We start from the raw sequence: 19,574 nt of genomic DNA, 5'->3' as shown, positions 1-19,574 counted from the left end.
AAACACAGGCAAGAGTGAAAGTTTGTCGTCTATCATCGTTCTCTTAAAAAGAGTACAATCCATCCATTCAAGTAAACAGAACTATCCGCAGACAGTCGAATCACTTGACATACTTCCTTCTTAGCCTCACGGGACTAACTTAAAGGATCAGTTATATTTTTTTGTTAAAATAACTATACAGTTCTTCCAAGAAAAAATCAATCTATTTCACGTAATTTTTCTAAAGTTTTTTCGAAAATTTCTGGTAGCGGTGCTTCAAACACCATTTGTTCTTGGGTTCTTGGGTGCGTAAACCCTAATAATTTCGCATGCAAGAACTGTCCATTCCCCTTCAGTGTCTTACGTGGCCCGTACACAGGGTCTCCTGCTAAAGGAAAACCAATATATTGCATGTGCACACGAATTTGGTGCGTACGTCCAGTTTCTAATTGCAATTCAACTAAAGTAAATTCGCCAAAACGTTCCAACACCGTAAAGTGTGTCACTGCAGGGCGACCGTCTTCAATTACAGCTTGCATTTTACGATTGACTTTTGATCGACCAATTGGTGCATTGATGGTTCCTTTTTCATGCGAAATATTTCCATGAACCAACGCGACGTATTTGCGTAAAGATGTCTTATCTTTTAACTGTTTTGCCAATGATTCATGTGCGGCATCATTTTTAGCAACCATTAATAGTCCTGATGTATCTTTATCAATTCGATGAACAATCCCTGGACGAACAACGTCATTAATTGTCGATAAATCCTGTAAGTGATATAACAAAGCATTCACTAAGGTACCATTCGGATGCCCTGCAGAAGGATGCACAACCATTCCTTGGGGTTTATTAATAACCGCCACGTCTTCATCTTGATACACAATATCTAAAGGAATATTTTCGGCAATTAATTCTAACGAAACTGGTTCAGGAATCGTAATAATAATTTCATTGCCTGCTTTGACTTTATAATTCGCTTTTAAAGGTTCCCCATTCAAAGCAACGGCCCCTTCTTTCAGCCATTGTTGAATTTGCGAGCGACTATACTCTGGTAAACGTTCAGATAAAACCTTGTCTAACCGACCTTTTTCTTCATTAATTGTTACTGATAATTTTTCCATGCTATTTTCCCTTCATCTTTTCATCAAAAATCGTATATATAAAAACAAGCACAACGCCAATACATAACGACGCATCTGCTACATTAAAAATTGGAAAATTCATAAAGTCGGTTTGGAACATATCCACAACATAGTGCAAACGAACCCGATCAATAAAATTACCAATAGCTCCAGCTAAAATCAATGACAAACCAAACGTTAGAAACTTATTGTCCTTACGATAACGGAACAACAAATACGTCACTACTGCTACTGCGACAATCGTCATCATAATAAAGAAACCACGTTGTCCTTCCAGAATACTCCAAGCAGCACCGGTATTTTTAATAAACGTCAAAGATAAAATATTTGGAATAAATTCTTTTGTCTCACCTAGGGCAATATTAGAAACAACCCAATACTTCACCCACTGATCGATACCAACGACAAGGGCACTACATAAAAAATAAATAGCTAACACAGCTTTCAACTCTCTTCATTATAATTTAAAAATATCTCGTGGACGGATAATCCCTAACAAATTGCCGTTCGGATTCCCATCTTTAGTAATTAAAATCGCTTCTAATGTTGTATTATCATGAAACAAATGATCAATCTCTACAACAGAAGTATTCCGTGACACAAATGCATAATTTGTTGACTTGCCGTCTTCTAAAATAAGCTCTTTCGCCGTACGACCTTCCAACTTAATTTCACCTTTTAAACTCTCTTTGGCTAGCCAATAACCTAATGCTCGTAAGGTGATTAACGCCTTGAACTGTCCTTTTTCATATAAAGGAAATTGAGAATAACGTTTTTCAGCCACCGTTTTCAATAGTTCTTTAATAGGAAGATTTTCTTCAAAGCCCGTGACATGCTTTTCAAAGCGAGGCAACACCAATTCAGGCTTCAACAATTCCGCCTCTATCTTCCGAATACGATTCACCAACCATGTATTCGGTTCTGCAATGACAAAATTCTCTCCAATCTTTTCATGAACAATCGCATTTCGCAATTGCGAAAATTGCAATAAATCATTCTCGTATTTTTTGATTGGCAAATCTTGCCGCGTCGAGAGTCTACGAACCATTTGACTAAACCCCATATTTTTAGGATTCCCGAGCTGGTCTCGCAACCATTTTTCAATTCGATTAAAACTACTCAAAAAAATATCTGCCGCTTCACCCATAAGTATCCTCCTTAATCACATAAACTTTTTTCATAACATATGGCAATAAACATGCATACGCCACTAGACATATAAGCAAACCGACCACTTGGTTCAGTACAAAACCAAATAAACTAGTCAATAGAAAAAAGCAAATATATGCTTGTAAAATAAACGGATTCATGGTAACTACAAATCGCTGACCTGCATTTGCCTCGGTAAGTTCAATTTGATTGCTTTTCAACCAAAAAAACGAAACCTGCAGTATAGCACGTTTAGGTACAATTAATTGTTTTTCCTGATTATTACTTATCATGGTCTGTTTTTCGCCATTTATACTTACCGTCAATGGACTTGCCATGCCGAAAAAACCAGTCGCACGTTTTAAATAAATTTGCATAAATACCTCAACTTTCATAGTATAGCGTAGAAATGCATCAATGAAAACAAATTCTTCCGTTTACAGTATATCATTTCCAAGTCAAATCTATCAAAATTTCTTTGCTTTCTTTGAAATAAAATAAATTACGTGTTTTTTTCGATTTTTTTATAATAAAACATGTTTTTTTAGACAATCCTTTGAGCGCTAAAGGAGTATGAGAAGTAATACCTTGAACTAACCTGATTACATGTCATTATCACCCAATAACCTCCTACTACCATGGGTTAGTTTCCATCTTTTTTTCATTTCCAAATAAACTATTTAGTAAATTATATAAAAATATAATAAGTCCCACTTCCCTATAGATTCTTTCTATTCCTCCGAATTAGTCCCATACTAACCCTCTACGGACTAATCTAATTCTTTACAATATGATTTAGGATCTTTCAACAAAGCAAGTGGCATTTTGATCCCTTAGATTATTTTTTTCAAGTAGATTATATATACGTATTAACTTTCTCAACACATGCTCTCTTCGTCTAAGTTAATCAATTAATAGATGTAATGATAGTGATAGCCATTTCGATGACGTTTGCGTGACTCGAACAGCTCACGAGAGTTGTTTTATAAGTACTCACGATGATTTTTTCGATTATATAGCACCTCACGATATTCTTTTTTTGCATTACTCGAAAGAAATAGAGGCGTGACTGTTCATAATTCATCTAGCTTAGACCAAATTTGACAGCTATTACTTAGAATTTGGCTGTTTTAGGCAAAAAAAGATGCTAATCCACGATTAACATCTCATTTCTTTTAGAATAAGCCGATTGCTTGGCCATTTTCATCTACATCCATATTTAAAGCTGCCGGTGATTTAGGTAAGCCGGGCATCGTCATGACATCACCGGTGAGAGCGACAATAAAGCCGGCACCTAATTTAGGGACAAATTCACGAATTGTGACAATAAAATCAGTAGGCGCCCCTAATAAACTTGGGTTGTCAGAAAATGAATATTGGGTTTTCGCCATACAAATCGGCAAGTTATTCCATCCTTCTTGGGCAAAAGTTTTTAATTGCGTTTGGGCTTTCGGACCAAACGCAATATCTTTCGCGCCATAAATCTTCGTCACAATTGTACGAGCTTTCTCTTCAATTGACAGCGAATCATCGTAAAGACGATGATAGTCGCTTGGTGTTTCATCAATGGTATCAACAACCGCTTGCGCAAGATCTTTCCCACCGATTCCACCATTTGCCCAGACAGAAGCACGCTCGATTTTTACACCAACTTCTTGACATAAATTTTCTAGCATTTGGAACTCTGCTTCAGTATCTGTGACAAATTCATTAATAGCAACAACTGCTGGTATCCCGTAACGTTGAATATTTTGGACATGGCGTTGCAAGTTGGCAAAACCAGCTTGGACGGCAGCGACATTTTCACTAGCCAGTTGATCTTTAGCGACACCGCCATGCATTTTTAATGCACGAATTGTTGCGACAATCACAACTGCATCGGGGGCTTTTTCAAGGTTTGGTACTTTGATGTCTAAGAATTTTTCTGCGCCTAAATCAGCCCCAAATCCTGCTTCAGTTACTACATAATCGCCTAATTGAAGTGCAGTTTGCGTTGCTAACACACTATTACAACCATGCGCAATGTTGGCAAACGGTCCGCCATGAACAATAGCTGGCGTTCCTTCGATGGTTTGAACTAAATTAGGTTTGATTGCATCTTTGAGCAACAAAGTCAGTGCACCTTCAATTTTTAAGTCACCGACTGTAATTGGCTCTCTTTGATAAGTATAGCCAATTAAAATACGGCTCAAACGTTTTTTCAAATCATGAATATCTGTAGCTAAACAAAGAATTGCCATAATTTCACTAGCAACCGTAATATCAAATCCATCTTCTCGAGGAACACCTTGAACCGGACCACCTAAACCAATGACTACTTGACGTAAAGCACGATCATTTAAGTCTACTACACGCTTCCAAATAATTCGCCTTGGATCAATGCCTAACTCATTTCCTTGATGAATATGATTGTCAATCAACGCTGATAAAGCGTTATTGGCTGCGGTAATCGCATGCATGTCTCCAGTGAAGTGGAGATTAATATCTTCCATCGGTAATACTTGGGCATAGCCTCCACCGGCAGCACCACCTTTAATACCCATAACTGGGCCTAAAGATGGCTCACGTAAAGCAATAACTGCACGTTTATTTAACTGATTAAGACCATCTGCTAAACCAATTGAAACAGTCGATTTTCCTTCCCCAGCAGGTGTAGGATTAATCGCTGTGACTAAAATTAACTTACCCAATTTTTTTGTATTCTTTAATGTGGAGAGATCGATTTTTGCTTTATACTTCCCATATAATTCCAAATTGTCTTCTGAAAGTTGAATTTTTTCTGCAATTTGTTGAATCGGTTTTAACTTAATTGATTGTGCAATTTCAATATCAGACTTCATGACAAACCTCTTTTCCCGAACTATTTCATTTTGTATTTCATCTTTGTTAAGAATAATTTTATTATAACGAATTTTTCATGAAAAAGCACTGCAAAAAAATAAAAAGGCAAGCGAGCCTGCCTTTTTTATTTCTAAAGAGTGTGGATAATAATTTTTACAGATGATTCTTCCTTCTTAATGTTTTTTAAGAATCTTTCTTTTTCTTTTTTAGAAAGACGAAAATGATACTCTGCCAACGCGGATTGGATGTGTACATTATTATCTGATAAATCTATCTCGGTTATTTTTTGATATGGCAAAAACTTATTTTTCCACCAACGCGCATAGTGTATAACTAAACCATCTCGTTGAAAAATAATAAACCGTTGACGTGAAAAATAAATTAATGAAAAGAAAATCAAGAGAAACATGACACTTTTCCAGTGTACTTCTGCTTTTTCCAAAATAAAAATTGCGCCTAGAAAAAAACTAATTAATGCAATTGACCAATAAATAATCGCTAATGAATTTTCAAGTTGCCAATGAATCTTATCTTTCATTCTGTACCCCTTTCTACAAGATCAGGTGAATTTCTAGTATAATAGTATCATATTCAGTAAACACAAAGGAGTAATGAAATGATTAAAGCTTACGTTGATGCAGCTTCAAAAGGAAAACCTAGTATAAATGGCGGTGGCTTCATGCTCATCGGTGACAATTTATACGTGCAAGAGTGTTTTCCTTTAGCTCCCATGTTATCCAATCATCAAGCAGAGTTTGCAAGTTTCTGTACTTTGCTTGACTATTTAATAGCTAATGATTATCAAACACAAACACTGATGGTTTATACGGATAGTAAGATTTTAGCACAAACCGTGGATAAAAATTACACACATAACTCAGATTTCCAACATTATTTATACGAAATTCAAGAAAAACTCACACAATTCTCTTTACTTATCTTACAATGGATTCCCGAGAGCAAGAATAAAGGTGCAGATAATCTTGCTCGTCAAGGTTTGCAAAAGGCATTGAAACTACAAAATCGGTGATAAAAGCCTTGAAAAATTCTGCTTAAATCGCAACCAATATGATTGTTGATTGATCATTTCATTCGTGAGCAAAGCAGAGGATTTCATATCCTTCTCAAATATTTGCGCTAATTGGTTAGTTAATTCTTCGTTATATGCAAAGGCACTTACCTCGAAATTGAGAGCATAGCTACGAATATCTTGATTGGTTGTGCCAAACGAACAAATATTATCGTCCATGACAATCGTCTTGGCATGAATGAAACCACCTTGATAATTAAAAATCTTCACACCTCTGCGTTGGAAATAATTGGCATAATATTGAGTTGCACGATAAATAAATGGGTGGTCAGGCATACAAGGAATCATAATTCGCACATCCACCCCTGAACGAACAGCCACCAAAATGGCATTAATCATCGCATCATCTGGAATTAGGTACGGTGTTTGAATCCAAATACGTTTCTCAGCAGCCAATAGCATTTTTGTAAAGCCACCTTTTAAAATTTGCTCCTCAGATTCTGGTCCATCAGCTACAATTTGTAGACTCACATTTCCTGCTTCTGCTCGATTTGGAACCACAAAGTAGCGGTCCTCATATTCTAAAGCATCTTCAGGATTCATTATTGAAGCATTCCAATCACGAATAAACACTTCTTGCAAAGTGAACGTTGCCGTTCCGACAATTCGGGCATGCGTATCACGCCAATAACCAAATTTTTTCGTCACTTCTAAATATTGATCTCCGACGTTGAAGCCGCCGGTCCAACCAATCTTTCCATCGATGACAACAATTTTCCGATGCAAATGATAATTGAGTCGTGTCTTACGAATCAAATTACGTGAAGTGATGAAAGCAACGACTTTCCCACCCGCTTCAATGAGTGGTCGGAAGAATTTTTCATTTGTTTTTCCCCCCCACGGATCAAATACCACTCGTACTTCGACACCTTCTTTGGCTTTTTCAACTAATATATCCAAAAAAGCATTGCCAATTTTATCATCAAAAAAGGCATAGTACTCCACGTGTACATTGTCCGTCGCTTGTCGGATATCTTCAAATAATCCTTTGAATTTTTCTTTTCCATCCGTGTAGAACGTCACATCATTCCCTTTAGTCACCGGGGATTCTTCCATATTTCTAAAATAACGTTTTAGTAATTCAGATTCTGGAGTTTTGACTGTTTGATGAAAATGTTCGTTATTTTGTTCAATAATATCATTAATTTCTGCAATGCGATTTTGATGATCTTCACTAAAACGGTAAACAATCTCACCGTCAATCCCTCTTCCGCAAAATGCGTATAAAATAAATCCAATCCCTGGAAGAAAAACAAGCGTCATCATCCACGCTAATACACTTGCGATTGAACGAGGTTTTCTAAACACTGTAATAAAAGCCCCAATTGTATTTAGAATAATTAACCCCCAGATTACTTGATAAGCAATCGCTAAATCCATTGTCATTTCCATTTACTTCTCCTTATAATAAATAATTATGGTCAAACGTAATATCCAATTGATAGTTACCAATTGTTTTCAAGACAGCTTCTTGAATTTCTTGTTGTAATTGATTATCGGTTAGCTTCACATAATCAGGTACAACTAAATCGAATTGAAGTGTTTGTTCATTTTTCACTCGAAAATCATGAATCCTTAAGTCAGGTTCGATATGAAAGACGATAGTTGTCATTGTATTCGCAATGGTCAAATAGCGAATATCGCGTATTGCTACCGGATCAAGATGGCAGACAAGATCCACACCTAAATTTTCTTTAAAATCTTTTTCTATTGCATCAATAACTTGGTGTGCTTGTGTCAGATTCCACGTTGCATCAACTTCAATATGCACAGAAGCGAAGCGTTTTTTCGGCCCATACGTATGCACGAGTAAGTCATGAAATCCTAAAATGGAAGCATAGGAATTTAGCTTTTTCTCCATAGCGGCTATCTCATCATCATCTGGTCGACTCCCCAATAATTCTCCGATAAAATCGCGCACCATCATAAATCCACTATACAAGATATATAACGCTAATAAGAAACCGACATATCCGTCAATTCGCCAATTTGTAAACCATTCTAATAATGCTGATAGTAAGACAGCTACCGTTGTATATACGTCATTAAAACTATCTTTACTCGTCGCCCGTAAAGTTTGCGAGTTAATTTTTTGTGCTAAGGTAACGTACATTCTACCTTGCCAAACTTTAATTGCTATTGAAAGAAGTAAAACAATCAGAACATAAAAAGAAACATTGATTGGCTCTGGGTGAAGAATTTTCGCAAATGACGTCTGTAAAAATTGAAACCCAACGAACATAATAATAACTGAAATGGCTAATCCGCTAATATATTCAAAACGTTCGTGACCATAAGGATGCTCACTATCTGCTGGTTTCGCAGCCACACGAAAACCAATTAACGTCAAAACCGATGAAATCGTATCTGATAAGCTATTCATCGCATCTGCCATAATTGAAACTGAACCGGCAGCCAATCCAATAAATAGTTTTCCTAGGAATAATAGCATATTAGATAATAACCCTAAGATTCCAGCTAATTCGCCTACTTTTGTTCTTTGTGTCTCTTTCGTTCCTTTTGTTACTTTATCCAAAAAAAATTTAATCATATCGAAAGAACCCCTTTGATTTTTGACACATATGTTGATATTCTACCCCGAAACCTAGCTTTTCGACAAATATAATATCAAAATCGATGAAAAAACTTGCATCTTTCTCAGAAAAAGATGCAAGTTATTGACATTATTTTGACTCTAACCAGTTTGTCACTTCTGCTAAAGCAGCTGGGATTCCTTCTGGATTCTTTCCGCCAGCTTGTGCCATATCTGGACGGCCACCACCACCGCCACCAACTTTAGGTGCAATAGCTTTGATTAAATCACCAGCTTTAAGCTCTTTTTCTAAACCTTCTGGACTAACAGCTGCAAGTAAGTTTACTTTTTCATTCGCAACTGTCGCTAAAACTAGGACTTGTGACGTCTTTTTTTGTTTCCATTGGTCAGCTAATTGACGCAATTGGTTCATATCTTTGACATTTACTTGAGCGGCAATATAGCTAATACCATTGCTTTCTTTCACGTCCTTAAAGACATCACCAGCTTGTTGACTTGCCATCTTGCTTGCCAAAGCTTCATTTTCTTTTTGTGCATCACGTAATTGTTGTTGCAATTGTTCTACACGAGCAACAGTTTCTTTCAATTGTGGTGCTTTAACAATTTGTGCAACTTCACGTAAACGTGTCTCTTCTTCATGCAATAGCTCATAAGCCTCTTTACTTGTAACAGCCTCGATACGACGAACGCCTGCGCCAATACCTGATTCTGACACAATTTTGAAGATACCAATTGCTTCGGTATTTGTAACATGGTTCCCACCACAAAGTTCAATTGACCAGTCAGAAATATTGACTACACGTACATCATGACCATATTTTTCACCAAACAAGGCCATTGCACCCATTTCTTTGGCAGTATCGATATCTGTTTCGACAGTCACAACCGGTAAAGCTTCCCAGATTTTTTCATTAACAATTTGTTCCATTTGTTGTAACTCTTCGGCAGTTACTTGACCAAAATGGGTGAAGTCAAAACGTAAATGTCCTGGTGTCACCAATGAACCTGCTTGATTTGCATGAGTGCCTAACACTTCTTTTAAGGCTTTATGCAACATGTGTGTTGCTGTATGGTTTTTGATGATGCGATTGTGACGAGCAACGTCCACTACTAATGAGTAGCTAGTTCCTTCTTTGATTTCTCCTTGAAGTGTCACATGGTGTAAAAACTGGCCATTCGGTGCTTTTTTAACATTGTCAACTGTCGCAACTAAATGTCCTTGTGCATCTAAAATAGAACCTGTATCGGCAATTTGTCCACCCATTTCAGCATAAAAAGGTGTTTGCGCAAAAATTAATTGGGCTTGTCCTTCTGAAGTGCTTGAAACAATGGCTTCGTCTTGCACAATCACCAATAAATCACTTTCTGCTTGTAATTGTTCATATCCAATATAGTTACTTTCAACTTTGATGTCTGTCAATAATGCAGACTGCTCACCCATAGATAGCTCGGTGCTACGAGCAGCACGTGCACGTTCTCTTTGCGCAGCCATTTCTGTTTCAAAACCTGCATGGTCTACTTTTAGTCCAGCTTCTTCAGCAATTTCTTCAGTTAATTCTACTGGGAAACCATACGTATCATATAATTTGAAGATATCTTTCCCATTTAAAGTATCACTGTTTGCTTCTTTAACTTTAGCAATAACTTCTTCTAAAATTGCCAATCCTTCATTGATTGTTTCGTGGAAACGTTCTTCTTCATTACGAATCACTTTCTCAATAAAGTCGCGTTTTTCTAACACTTCTGGATAATAACTTTCCATAATTTCGCCGACAACTGGTACAAGTTTATACAAGAAAGAGGTTGTGATTTGTAGTTTTTGTCCATGCATGACTGCACGACGCAACAAGCGACGTAAAACATAACCACGTCCTTCATTTGATGGTAATGCACCATCGCCAATTGCAAAAGCTAATGCGCGAATATGGTCAGCAATTACTTTGAAGGAAACGTTGGTTACTGGGCTTTCCCCATATTTTACTTTGCCGCTGATTTCTTCAATCGCATGAATAATCGGCATAAATAAATCTGTTTCAAAGTTGGTTGGTGCATTTTGGATAATAGAGACCATTCGTTCTAGTCCCATCCCCGTATCAATGTTTTTATGCGGTAATGGTTCATAGGTATCATCTGGTTTGTGGTTAAATTCAGAGAAAACTAAGTTCCAAATTTCTAAGTAACGCTCATTCTCGCCACCAGGATAATTTTCGGGATCATCTTCTGCTAAATCATTAAATTCTTCTCCACGATCATAGAAAATTTCACTATCAGGTCCACTTGGTCCAGCACCAATATCCCAGAAATTATCTTCTACTTCGACAACATGGTCTTCAGGTAAGCCAACAACCTCTAACCAAATACGTTTTGCTTCAGTATCTTTTGGATAGACAGTGACATACAATTTATCAGGGTCAAAGCCAATCCATTCAGGTGATGTCAAAAATTCCCAAGCCCATGGAATCACTTCTTCTTTGAAATAATCGCCAATTGAAAAGTTGCCTAGCATTTCAAACATAGTGTGGTGACGCGCTGTACGACCTACGTTCTCAATATCATTCGTACGAATTGATTTTTGTGCATTGGTAATACGTGGATTTTCAGGCACAACTGAGCCATCAAAATATTTTTTTAAGGTTGCTACACCTGAGTTAATCCATAATAAAGTTGGATCATCTACTGGAACAAGTGAAGCACTTGGTTCAACAGAGTGTCCTTTTTCTTTAAAGAAGTCCAAAAACATTTGGCGGACTTCAGCACTAGTTAATTGTTTCATCAGTTTCTCTCCTTTGGTTGTTTTCTTTGTGTTTATTACACAAAAAGACATCATTGCAAGACAAGGACGTTTACACGCGGTACCACCTTGTTTGCAATGATGTCGTATCATTACCTCTTAAACTCTATAACGCAGAGTTGCGTTGATATTTCTATCAAATTTTCTAAAGGGAGCAATCAAACGGCTTCTTACTTTTCTCTCAGCTATGAAAAGTTTTCTGTAAAGAAGAGATACGTATGACCATGACCTTTTCTACTCCACAAAGTATATGCAACTTTCATTGAATTGTCAACGATTTTTCTTTACTCTGAGCGAATCACAATGGCTTTACGATAAAGAAAATCACTTGGAAGTAATTTATCTTCTTCTGAAAGAATTTTCCTTGAACGATAATATGAAGATAACGGCAAATTATCAAACAATGGCAAACCTGTGGGTTCCATTTTTTCTAATTTCAATCGATTAGAATCTGTTACTTCCCAACGAGTTCGCGAAATATCAAAGAGTAAACCAAACATATTTTCTTGCAGCATTTTATGATGGGATTGATTTTCAGAGAGACTATCTGATTCATTCCCCCAGCGAAAAAGCTTACGTGTCCCTCCACCATTGATGTATTCCCATTGATCTTCAGTCAATAAGTCGAAGACGTCTGCTTGGGTCTGCTTGCGAAGTTCTTGGAGATTGCATGTCTGCTGACGATATAAACGATAGGCTTCGGTTGCAGGATCAAGGATAGCGTAAAAAGCATCCTCTACAAAAATTTCCGGTGCCAAACGCCAAGTCAGACTTTCTTCGAAACTAGTCGGTTGTTTAAAAGAAGCGCGAAACGTCTGTTCAATTGGTGAAAATTGCGCTACATTGCCTACAAACTCACCTGTAATTGTATTAAATTCACCAATATAAGTCGTTCCAGTTGGTAATGCTTCTTTTTGAACAAGCATCGGAGGAATGGCAACTTTGCGCAAACTACTTGTAGACTCGTTGATAAAAATATCCCAATCTTCAAGGGTTTGTAGTTGGTAACTCATTTGAAGTTGTTCAAAGTAAGGTGTCCGCTTGATTTTTTCAACTTCATAAGGAGTAGTTACGCCATGCATCCCTAAATCCCAACCTAGAATAGCTTCTTTATTTCCAGGTACTAACACAAATCGTTCCCCATCAACCGAGCATTCAAAAGTTTGGCATTTCACTCCGGATAATTCAAACTCACAATATTCGACATCCGATACTTGCTTTAAGGGACTAACGAAATACATCAAGACTTGGCTAATTACTTGCACTTTGATTTCCATCGCTAGGTTCTTCCACTGACTCCATTCTAACGCTTCAAATAAATTCACATGATTTACCCCCAATATTTTCTCTGCTACAATCAAGTATACCATTGAAAACTTTAGATTAAAATTGATTCTTGAGGTGATTTAATATGCAAACAGGACTTGCTCCCATTTATAACCAAGCAACGGAAGTCTTAATTTTAGGTAGCGCACCTAGCCAAATTTCTTTACAAAAACAAGAATATTACGCCAACAAAGGTAACCAATTTTGGAAAACTATTTTTCAAGCACTTGGTGTAACAGATCCGCTCGATTATCAAGAACGTGTCCGAATCTTGCTTGCGCACAAAATCGGTTTATGGGATGTGTATGATACCTTTGAACGAAAAGGAAGCATGGACCACCATTTTCAACAAACGACCATCAATGACTTCTCCAAACTTTTGTCACAAGCACCTATAAAAAAGGTCATCGCTAATGGCAAAAAAGCAGCGATTGAAATTCAAGAAAATCATTTATTTACTGAATTAGAAGTCATTAACTGCTTGTCAACTAGTGGTGCCAACAACGGTCGAGCAAAAGAACGTTTAAAAGACTGGTCAAATGCACTACAAATGTCACAAGAAGCCATCTATTTTGGCAGAGATGCTTGGCTACAAGCTGCTGCTTATCACCTACGTTATGAAGTTTTTGTTTTAGAACAACGTATTCCAGCATGTTGGGAATTTGATGCACTTGATTTAACTGCTAATTATTTTGTCTTGTTTCAGCAAAACATTCCTGTTGCAACGATTCGCTACCAAGCTATTTCTCCTGATATTATCCAACCCGATCGCTTTTGTGTAGCACATTCTTATCGAAAGCAAGGATTCGGAACAAGACTTTTAAAAGTTTTTGAAGAAAAAGCCTTCCAAGAAGGGTATCGTTATGCACAGTTATCAGCTGAAATAGATGCTGTTGCCTTCTATCAAAAAGTGGGATACCAAATTTGCTCTGACTCTTTTGAAGAAGATGGCATTTTGTGTATCCAGATGAAAAAGACATTGGTAATGACTTCTTTCTAAAAGTTTTTTAAAAGGAGACATACCAATGTCTTTTCATCTAGCTATTTGAATTCTTTTTATGCTTACGTGCCGTACGAGTTTGTTGACGACGTTCAATTTTACGTTTTGCTTTATTGCTCTTATCAATTTCCCATTGGATTTTTTTCTTGTATCCTGGTTTGATTTTTTTCTTTTTCTTCTTCACTAAACCAATCATTGTTGGATCTAGTTCGTCACGACTTTTTTCACGTTTTTTACGACGGTTACGGTCATAAGTGTCAACAATTTCATTGTTTTTGATTTCTTTCGGTTTGAAAGTCACACCTAAATCTTCAATAGCATTGATTGCTTGTTCATCGCTTGGTTCGTACAAGGTAATGGCCGTTCCTGGCAGTTGATTACGCCCTGTTCGTCCCACACGATGAATAAAGAAATCCAAGTCTTCAGGGATTTCAGCATTAATGACGTGTGATACGCCTTCAATATCAATTCCACGTGCAGCTAAATCAGTCGCGACAACGTATTGATATTCAAGGTTTTGGACTTGTCTCATCACGCGTTTGCGTTCGCGCGGCTGGATGTCACCATGAATCTTAGCGACTTTCAACCCTTGTTCACGTAGATAATCCGTAATTTCATCAACACGTGTTTTCGTATTTGCAAAAACAATGGCTAAATAAGGATGACCCACCGTTAACAAATCATAGATTAACGCATTCGTATTCTTTCCTTTAGTTGAAACTAGCCAATTGTCAATCGATTCAGAAATAACTGCTTTTGCTTTAATTTCTTCGATTAGCGGATTCTCCATATATTTTTTTAGAAATGGTCGTAATTTTTCCGGAATCGTTGCAGAGAAGACTAGCATTTGTAATTTTTCTGGCAAACGTCCTGCAATCTGATCGACTTCCGCTAAAAATCCCATATCTAAAGTCATATCTGCCTCATCAACAACAAAAGCAAAGGCAGTATGAACAGCTAATGCTCGTTCATTCATCATATCTAAAATACGTCCAGGTGTTCCAATAACAATATGAGGTTGTTGGTAGCTCAAGCGGTCTAATTGACGTTGCTTGTCAGTTCCTCCAACAAAGTTTGTCACACGGATTTCTGGTGATGAAAATTGGGCAATTTGTTTTGCAGCTTGATAAATTTGAGTTGCTAATTCACGACTTGGTGCCGTAATCACAATTTGAACTTCATCTTTTTCTGGATTAATTTTATCCATTAATGGTAGTAAAAAGGTATGCGTTTTTCCGCTGCCGGTTTGCGATTGCCCAACAACACTTCTTCCTTTTTTAATGACAGGAATTAATTTTTCCTGTACCTCTCTTGGCTCTGTAAAATTTTTTTCTGCTAGAGCTTCATAAATAAATGGCTGAAATGCAAATCGTTTGAATGACATTTTAGCACCTGCTTTCTTTTTAGAATCTTTCAAAGTATAGCACACTGTTTCGAATAATCCTATGATGATTTTTCGATTGTGCTGATTGTCTGAGTATGACTACGTTTTTCGTAGAACAATTGACGTTTTTTACGGATAACTGACCAAGCAATATTCAATACAAATATAGCTTGTAGCAGCCAAATTAATAGACTAATCATCAGCATGACGACTAGTTGGAAATAATTTTCTTCTAGCCCACTTGGTGCCAACCAAAGTCCAATCCGCCCCAAAGTAACATATACAAGATACAATAAACCATAACGTTTGGCTAATGCACGAAAACGAATTCTTGATTGCCCCTCTTCAATTAATCGAATTCGCACGGCTTTTTTGCCCAGTGTTTGCCCGTTCGTTAAGGTTGGTAAGAACATGAAATACAAAATAATTTCAACGAAATAAAAGACAAGATTATTTGAAAAATCTATGGCATAGTCTTGGCTCACTAATCGAGCAATAATAGTGACACCAGTTGAAAGAAATGTCAAAAATGCCCAATCAATTAACCAAGCGACCGCACGACGAACATAAGTAACTTGTTTCCCTGCTTCAAAGGAACGTTCATCCATCTCTTCTCTTGTTGGCAACAAGAAGGTAAAGAGTGGTGTAATCGCATATCCAACAAGCCCGCCTAGCGTATTATGAAGTAAATCATTGACATCAAATAAACGATACGAACGCGGATAAATGAAATATAATCCACTTAATTGAGTTAGTTCGAAAAATAACGTCAAACAAAAAGTTAATGCGATAGTTGTTCGTAATGATTTCTTGAAATAATAGCGAAGATACATTCCGAATGGTACTGTGATTAAGATATTAAACATCGGTTCCAAAAAAACAGATTGTTTCATTGCTGGCAAATACGTAGCTGGCTGACGAACGTCCAGCACTGTTTCAGCCATAAAATGTTGCCACGATGCGCCTAAATGTAACTCCATTTGTGGTCCCGTATACGTAGCAACTTCAGAAATTGGTGGTAAAGGCAAAATAACTAACAAATACGCACACAGTAAATAAAAAATAAATGAATACAAGATCAATGCGCGATAAAAAATGAATCGACCGTAACGACGGTATTGGATAATAAAGAAAATTGATGAAATAGCAAGTGCTAAAAAAGGGAAAATAAGCATTGCTGTTTTAATGGGTTCAATATATGCTGACATGCAGGTTTTCTAACCACCTTTTTTAAATATTTTTCAAATACAATTTTTTGCAGTATCATAAATAAAGGAGGTGTTCGTATGTTAAATAGTTTTTTTGCTTTCGGTGTTCCGACATTTCTTGTGATACTCTATATTGGTTTTGCTATTTTTAGAAAGAAATCACAAATTCCCTATCTCGGATTTGCTTTATTTATTATTGCTGGTTTCTTAAGTGCTTTTAGTTTTCAAGTTATCCAAGAAGCATTGACTGAATTGCAACATACCACGCAACAAGTTCTCGAACAAACATATGGTTATCCATTCTATCTGCTAGCTATTCCTTTTGCTTGTGGCATTTTATTATTAGTCTTAAATGCTTATCGCGGTTACAAAAGAATTAAAACGATTCGTTACCAAGCAAAATAAACCTCAATTCAAAAGCAGGATAACGTTTGTCAACAAGCGTACCCTGCTTTTTATCACATATCGATAAATTCATAATATTTTACATTAACAAGTCCGACATGTTTCATTTGAGATAAAATCGTCAAATCCAAACAAACATAATCTTCTTTTACTACGAAATAAAGATTTTCTTCCAAGGCTGCTTCAATATAAGGAAGCACTTGTTCCTCGTCACCTTGCACTTCATCGCCTATCCCACGAATTTGTTCAAAAATACGTGTATCATCTAAAACAAAATATTCCTCATTGTATTTATAGACGGCAACATCATACGAACGATTCGATAATTGAGCAGAAATAACAAATAAGCATTCTTCGACATTTTTAATGACCTCGGTTAATTGCTGTGGTTTCAAAATATGCTGAAAAAACATTCAATGCCCGACTCCTTTCCCTTTCATTATAAGAAAAAATATTCAAAATGGAAAATATACGCTTTCTAGATTAAAAAATTCTAAATTCGCCACTCGTAATAAAATTCTTCTAGAAATTGAGTCATCCACTCTTTTCGACGAATAGCTTCTTTTTTTCCAGCATGTGTGTTCATTCTATCAGGTAAAAGAAATAGTTTCTCATAAAAATGATTAATCACCGTCGAGCCTTTACGGTAGTCTGATTTCGATTTATATTCTTGTGGCGCCAGTGTTTCATCATGAATTGGATGTCCATGCCCACCACCGTAATAAGCTGTTCGTAAAATCCCAATTGCACCTAAGGCTTCAATGCGATCGGCATCTTGTACGATTTGACCTTCTAATGGTAAAGCTTGTTTGCCAGCTTCCATTTCTTTTGAGAAGGATAAATTTTGAATAATCATTAAAATACATGCAATCGCTTCTTTTTCAAAGCCACTATTACTTAAAAAAACTTGTAATTCTTGGATAGCACGCGCCACATCCGGCACAACCTTATCATCAATGACATCATGTAAATAAGCTGCACTGAGCATAATTTCTTGATTGACCACTAAATCGTCGGCTTCTACAATCTTCTCTGCCAAATGCGCTACACGCTGTACATGTAAAAAATCATGACCGGTCTGTTCTGCAAGTAGTTTTTCTTTTGCATAAGCAATCACTTGATTTATTCGCTCCATATTCTGCCCCTTTGCTTAAAAAGTCTTCTACAAAAACTTGCAGAAGACTTTATTTATTATTGTGATACTTGATAAACATCAAAATAGATCGTTCGTAAATAGTCCAATAAATATGTTGGATTTAATGCCTCACCTGTCGCATCCAAAATAAGTTCATTTGGTTTCTTTGAAGCACCAAACACATGAATATGGCTAGTTAACCATTGTTGAATTGGTGTGTAGTCATCGGAAGCTAAAATCGCATCCACATCTAACTCTCTTTGCATGGCGTGGAATAATTGGGCAGCATACATATATCCTAATGCATAAGATGGGAAGTAGCCAAAGCTTGCCCCTGACCAGTGAACATCTTGCAAAATACCTTCTAAGTCATTTTCTGGGCGAATACCTAAGTACTCTTCATACTTGTCTTGCCAAAGCTGTGGCAACTCATCAATAGAGACTTCGCCATTGAAAATCATTTTCTCCAATTCATACCGGATAATAATATGCAAAACATACGTTAAACTATCCGCTTCAATCCGAATCAGACTCGCTTGCGTATATTTCAACGCTCGGTAAAATTCGTCGAACGAAATGTCATCAAATGTTCCTTCCGCACATTCTTGGAAATAAGGATATTGTTTTTCCCAGAAATGACGATTGCTACCAATAATAATTTCATTGAATAATGATTGTGACTCATGAATCCCCATAGAGGCTCCTTCGTGGGCAGGTGTATATTCAAATTTTTCATCAATGTTTTGTTCATACATGCCATGTCCTGCTTCGTGAATGACACCGAAAACACCCATTGAAAAATCATTTTCATTCCAACGAGTCGTAATACGGACATCTCGATGATTAATTCCAGTGGCAAATGGATGGACAGTATTATCTAAGCGTCCTTTTGTCATATCATAACCCAAATCAGCAATGACTTTAACGATAAACTTACGTTGTTGGGCTTCAGTCATCGTTCGTTTAAGGAAATCCGTGCGAGGAACTGTTCCTTTTTCAGAAAGAGTTTGACGAATGGCAAGGATACCATCACGTACTTCCCCAAAAACTTGGTCTAAAATAGCGGTTGTCATATTTGGTTCATATTGATTTAATAAGACGTCATAATCGGTTGCCTCATCTTTTCTCCAATAAGGAATCAGTTCTTTAGTTAAGCGAATATTTTCAGCAAGTGCGTCACGAAAAATCGAAAAATCATTTTTTTCACGGGCGTTTTGCCAAGCACTATGCGCTTTAGAGGTTGCTTTTGAATAGGCTGTCATCAGCTCATTTGGTACAGCATGATTTAATTCATATTCTTCTTTTACAAGACGGAAAGCAGCTGTCCCAACTTCGGATAATTCTTCGGGATGCACATCAAAATACGTAATCGCCTCGGAAATCACTGGACCTACTTTCTTCTCAAAATACTTGCCATACAAATAACTTGTCACTTCACTACGATAATCACTGGCTTGATCGGGCATGCCTGTTTGCGAATCCCATTCTAAAATAGCTAGCGATTGTTGCAGTAGATCAATTTCTTTTAATTCTTGTAAAAAAGTTTGTTCCTTCATCTCTCAGGACT

18 protein-coding genes are annotated in these 19,574 nt (G+C 36.9%); 3 read left to right on the top strand and 15 right to left on the bottom strand.

Features of this window, described 5'->3' with window-relative positions:
- Positions 1–197 precede the first annotated feature (197 nt).
- From BAU17_RS13125 to BAU17_RS13100, 6 genes are all read right to left on the bottom strand, one after another.
- The gene (locus BAU17_RS13125) at positions 198–1,103 is read right to left on the bottom strand and encodes an RluA family pseudouridine synthase (RefSeq protein WP_161903279.1); all 906 of its coding nucleotides are present in this window, start codon (positions 1,101–1,103) and stop codon (positions 198–200) included.
- A 1-nt stretch (position 1,104) separates the two neighbouring features.
- Positions 1,105–1,563: a signal peptidase II gene (gene lspA / locus BAU17_RS13120; RefSeq protein WP_161903278.1), complete on the bottom strand. Its 459-nt coding sequence runs from the start codon at positions 1,561–1,563 to the stop codon at positions 1,105–1,107.
- A gap of 18 nt (positions 1,564–1,581) precedes the next feature.
- Positions 1,582–2,271, bottom strand: coding sequence for a CBS domain-containing protein (locus tag BAU17_RS13115; RefSeq protein WP_161903277.1), 690 nt, complete (start codon positions 2,269–2,271; stop codon positions 1,582–1,584).
- A complete protein-coding gene (locus tag BAU17_RS13110) occupies positions 2,264–2,650 on the bottom strand; it encodes a hypothetical protein (RefSeq protein WP_161903276.1) in 387 nt (128 codons plus the stop codon). Before BAU17_RS13110 ends, BAU17_RS13115 begins: the two co-directional genes overlap by 8 nt.
- A 798-nt stretch (positions 2,651–3,448) precedes the next feature.
- On the bottom strand, positions 3,449–5,113 hold the full coding sequence (locus BAU17_RS13105; RefSeq protein ID WP_161903275.1) for a formate--tetrahydrofolate ligase: 1,665 nt from the start codon (positions 5,111–5,113) through the stop codon (positions 3,449–3,451).
- 131 nt (positions 5,114–5,244) lie between these two features.
- Positions 5,245–5,652, bottom strand: coding sequence for an EbsA family protein (locus tag BAU17_RS13100; protein ID WP_161903274.1), 408 nt, complete (start codon positions 5,650–5,652; stop codon positions 5,245–5,247).
- Between the two features lie 78 nt (positions 5,653–5,730).
- Between BAU17_RS13100 and BAU17_RS13095 the strand changes: the two genes are divergently transcribed.
- A complete protein-coding gene (locus BAU17_RS13095) occupies positions 5,731–6,144 on the top strand; it encodes a ribonuclease HI family protein (RefSeq protein ID WP_161903273.1) in 414 nt (137 codons plus the stop codon).
- On the opposite strand, the gene cls is transcribed toward BAU17_RS13095, so the two are convergent.
- The 4 genes from cls to BAU17_RS13075 all read right to left on the bottom strand — a co-directional run bounded on the left by cls (position 6,130) and on the right by BAU17_RS13075 (position 12,874).
- Positions 6,130–7,596 (bottom strand): cardiolipin synthase, encoded by a 1,467-nt coding sequence (gene cls, locus BAU17_RS13090; protein WP_161903272.1) that lies wholly within the window; start codon positions 7,594–7,596, stop codon positions 6,130–6,132. The two genes, BAU17_RS13095 and cls, sit on opposite strands and share 15 nt — an antisense overlap.
- Before the next feature lie 10 nt (positions 7,597–7,606).
- Positions 7,607–8,755 (bottom strand): cation diffusion facilitator family transporter, encoded by a 1,149-nt coding sequence (locus BAU17_RS13085; RefSeq protein ID WP_161903271.1) that lies wholly within the window; start codon positions 8,753–8,755, stop codon positions 7,607–7,609.
- A gap of 133 nt (positions 8,756–8,888) precedes the next feature.
- Positions 8,889–11,531 carry an alanine--tRNA ligase gene (alaS, locus tag BAU17_RS13080; RefSeq protein ID WP_161903270.1) on the bottom strand — a complete coding sequence of 881 codons (2,643 nt, stop codon included), beginning with the start codon at positions 11,529–11,531 and terminating at the stop codon, positions 8,889–8,891.
- Between the two features lie 302 nt (positions 11,532–11,833).
- The gene (locus BAU17_RS13075; RefSeq protein ID WP_161903269.1) at positions 11,834–12,874 is read right to left on the bottom strand and encodes a DUF7278 family profilin-like fold-containing protein; all 1,041 of its coding nucleotides are present in this window, start codon (positions 12,872–12,874) and stop codon (positions 11,834–11,836) included.
- Positions 12,875–12,960: 86 nt separating this feature from the next.
- Between BAU17_RS13075 and BAU17_RS14305 the strand changes: the two genes are divergently transcribed.
- Positions 12,961–13,875, top strand: a complete 915-nt coding sequence (locus tag BAU17_RS14305) for a DNA-deoxyinosine glycosylase (RefSeq protein ID WP_337248046.1) — start codon at positions 12,961–12,963, stop codon at positions 13,873–13,875.
- A gap of 37 nt (positions 13,876–13,912) precedes the next feature.
- Here BAU17_RS14305 and BAU17_RS13065 read toward each other — a convergent pair whose 3' ends face one another.
- Together BAU17_RS13065 and BAU17_RS13060 are read right to left on the bottom strand one after the other, a co-directional pair.
- Positions 13,913–15,259: a DEAD/DEAH box helicase gene (locus tag BAU17_RS13065; RefSeq protein WP_161903268.1), complete on the bottom strand. Its 1,347-nt coding sequence runs from the start codon at positions 15,257–15,259 to the stop codon at positions 13,913–13,915.
- Between the two features lie 59 nt (positions 15,260–15,318).
- Entirely contained in the window at positions 15,319–16,467 is a 1,149-nt protein-coding gene (locus tag BAU17_RS13060; RefSeq protein WP_161903267.1) for a VanZ family protein, read from the bottom strand.
- A 78-nt stretch (positions 16,468–16,545) separates the two neighbouring features.
- Between BAU17_RS13060 and BAU17_RS13055 the strand changes: the two genes are divergently transcribed.
- Positions 16,546–16,872, top strand: coding sequence for a hypothetical protein (locus BAU17_RS13055; protein WP_161903266.1), 327 nt, complete (start codon positions 16,546–16,548; stop codon positions 16,870–16,872).
- A 53-nt stretch (positions 16,873–16,925) separates the two neighbouring features.
- On the opposite strand, the gene BAU17_RS13050 is transcribed toward BAU17_RS13055, so the two are convergent.
- From BAU17_RS13050 to BAU17_RS13040, 3 genes are all read right to left on the bottom strand, one after another.
- The gene (locus BAU17_RS13050) at positions 16,926–17,285 is read right to left on the bottom strand and encodes a hypothetical protein (RefSeq protein WP_161903265.1); all 360 of its coding nucleotides are present in this window, start codon (positions 17,283–17,285) and stop codon (positions 16,926–16,928) included.
- 80 nt (positions 17,286–17,365) lie between these two features.
- Positions 17,366–18,007, bottom strand: a complete 642-nt coding sequence (locus BAU17_RS13045) for an HD domain-containing protein (RefSeq protein WP_161903264.1) — start codon at positions 18,005–18,007, stop codon at positions 17,366–17,368.
- Positions 18,008–18,063: 56 nt separating this feature from the next.
- Positions 18,064–19,563, bottom strand: a complete 1,500-nt coding sequence (locus BAU17_RS13040; protein ID WP_161903263.1) for a carboxypeptidase M32 — start codon at positions 19,561–19,563, stop codon at positions 18,064–18,066.
- Positions 19,564–19,574 lie beyond the last annotated feature (11 nt).

Origin of the sequence: Candidatus Enterococcus willemsii (assembly GCF_009933335.1) — a bacterium.
GTDB classification, from domain to species: domain Bacteria; phylum Bacillota; class Bacilli; order Lactobacillales; family Enterococcaceae; genus Enterococcus_F; species Enterococcus_F willemsii.
Note: the sequence above shows the minus strand (reverse complement) of the source record. Positions and strands in the feature narration are given on the sequence as shown.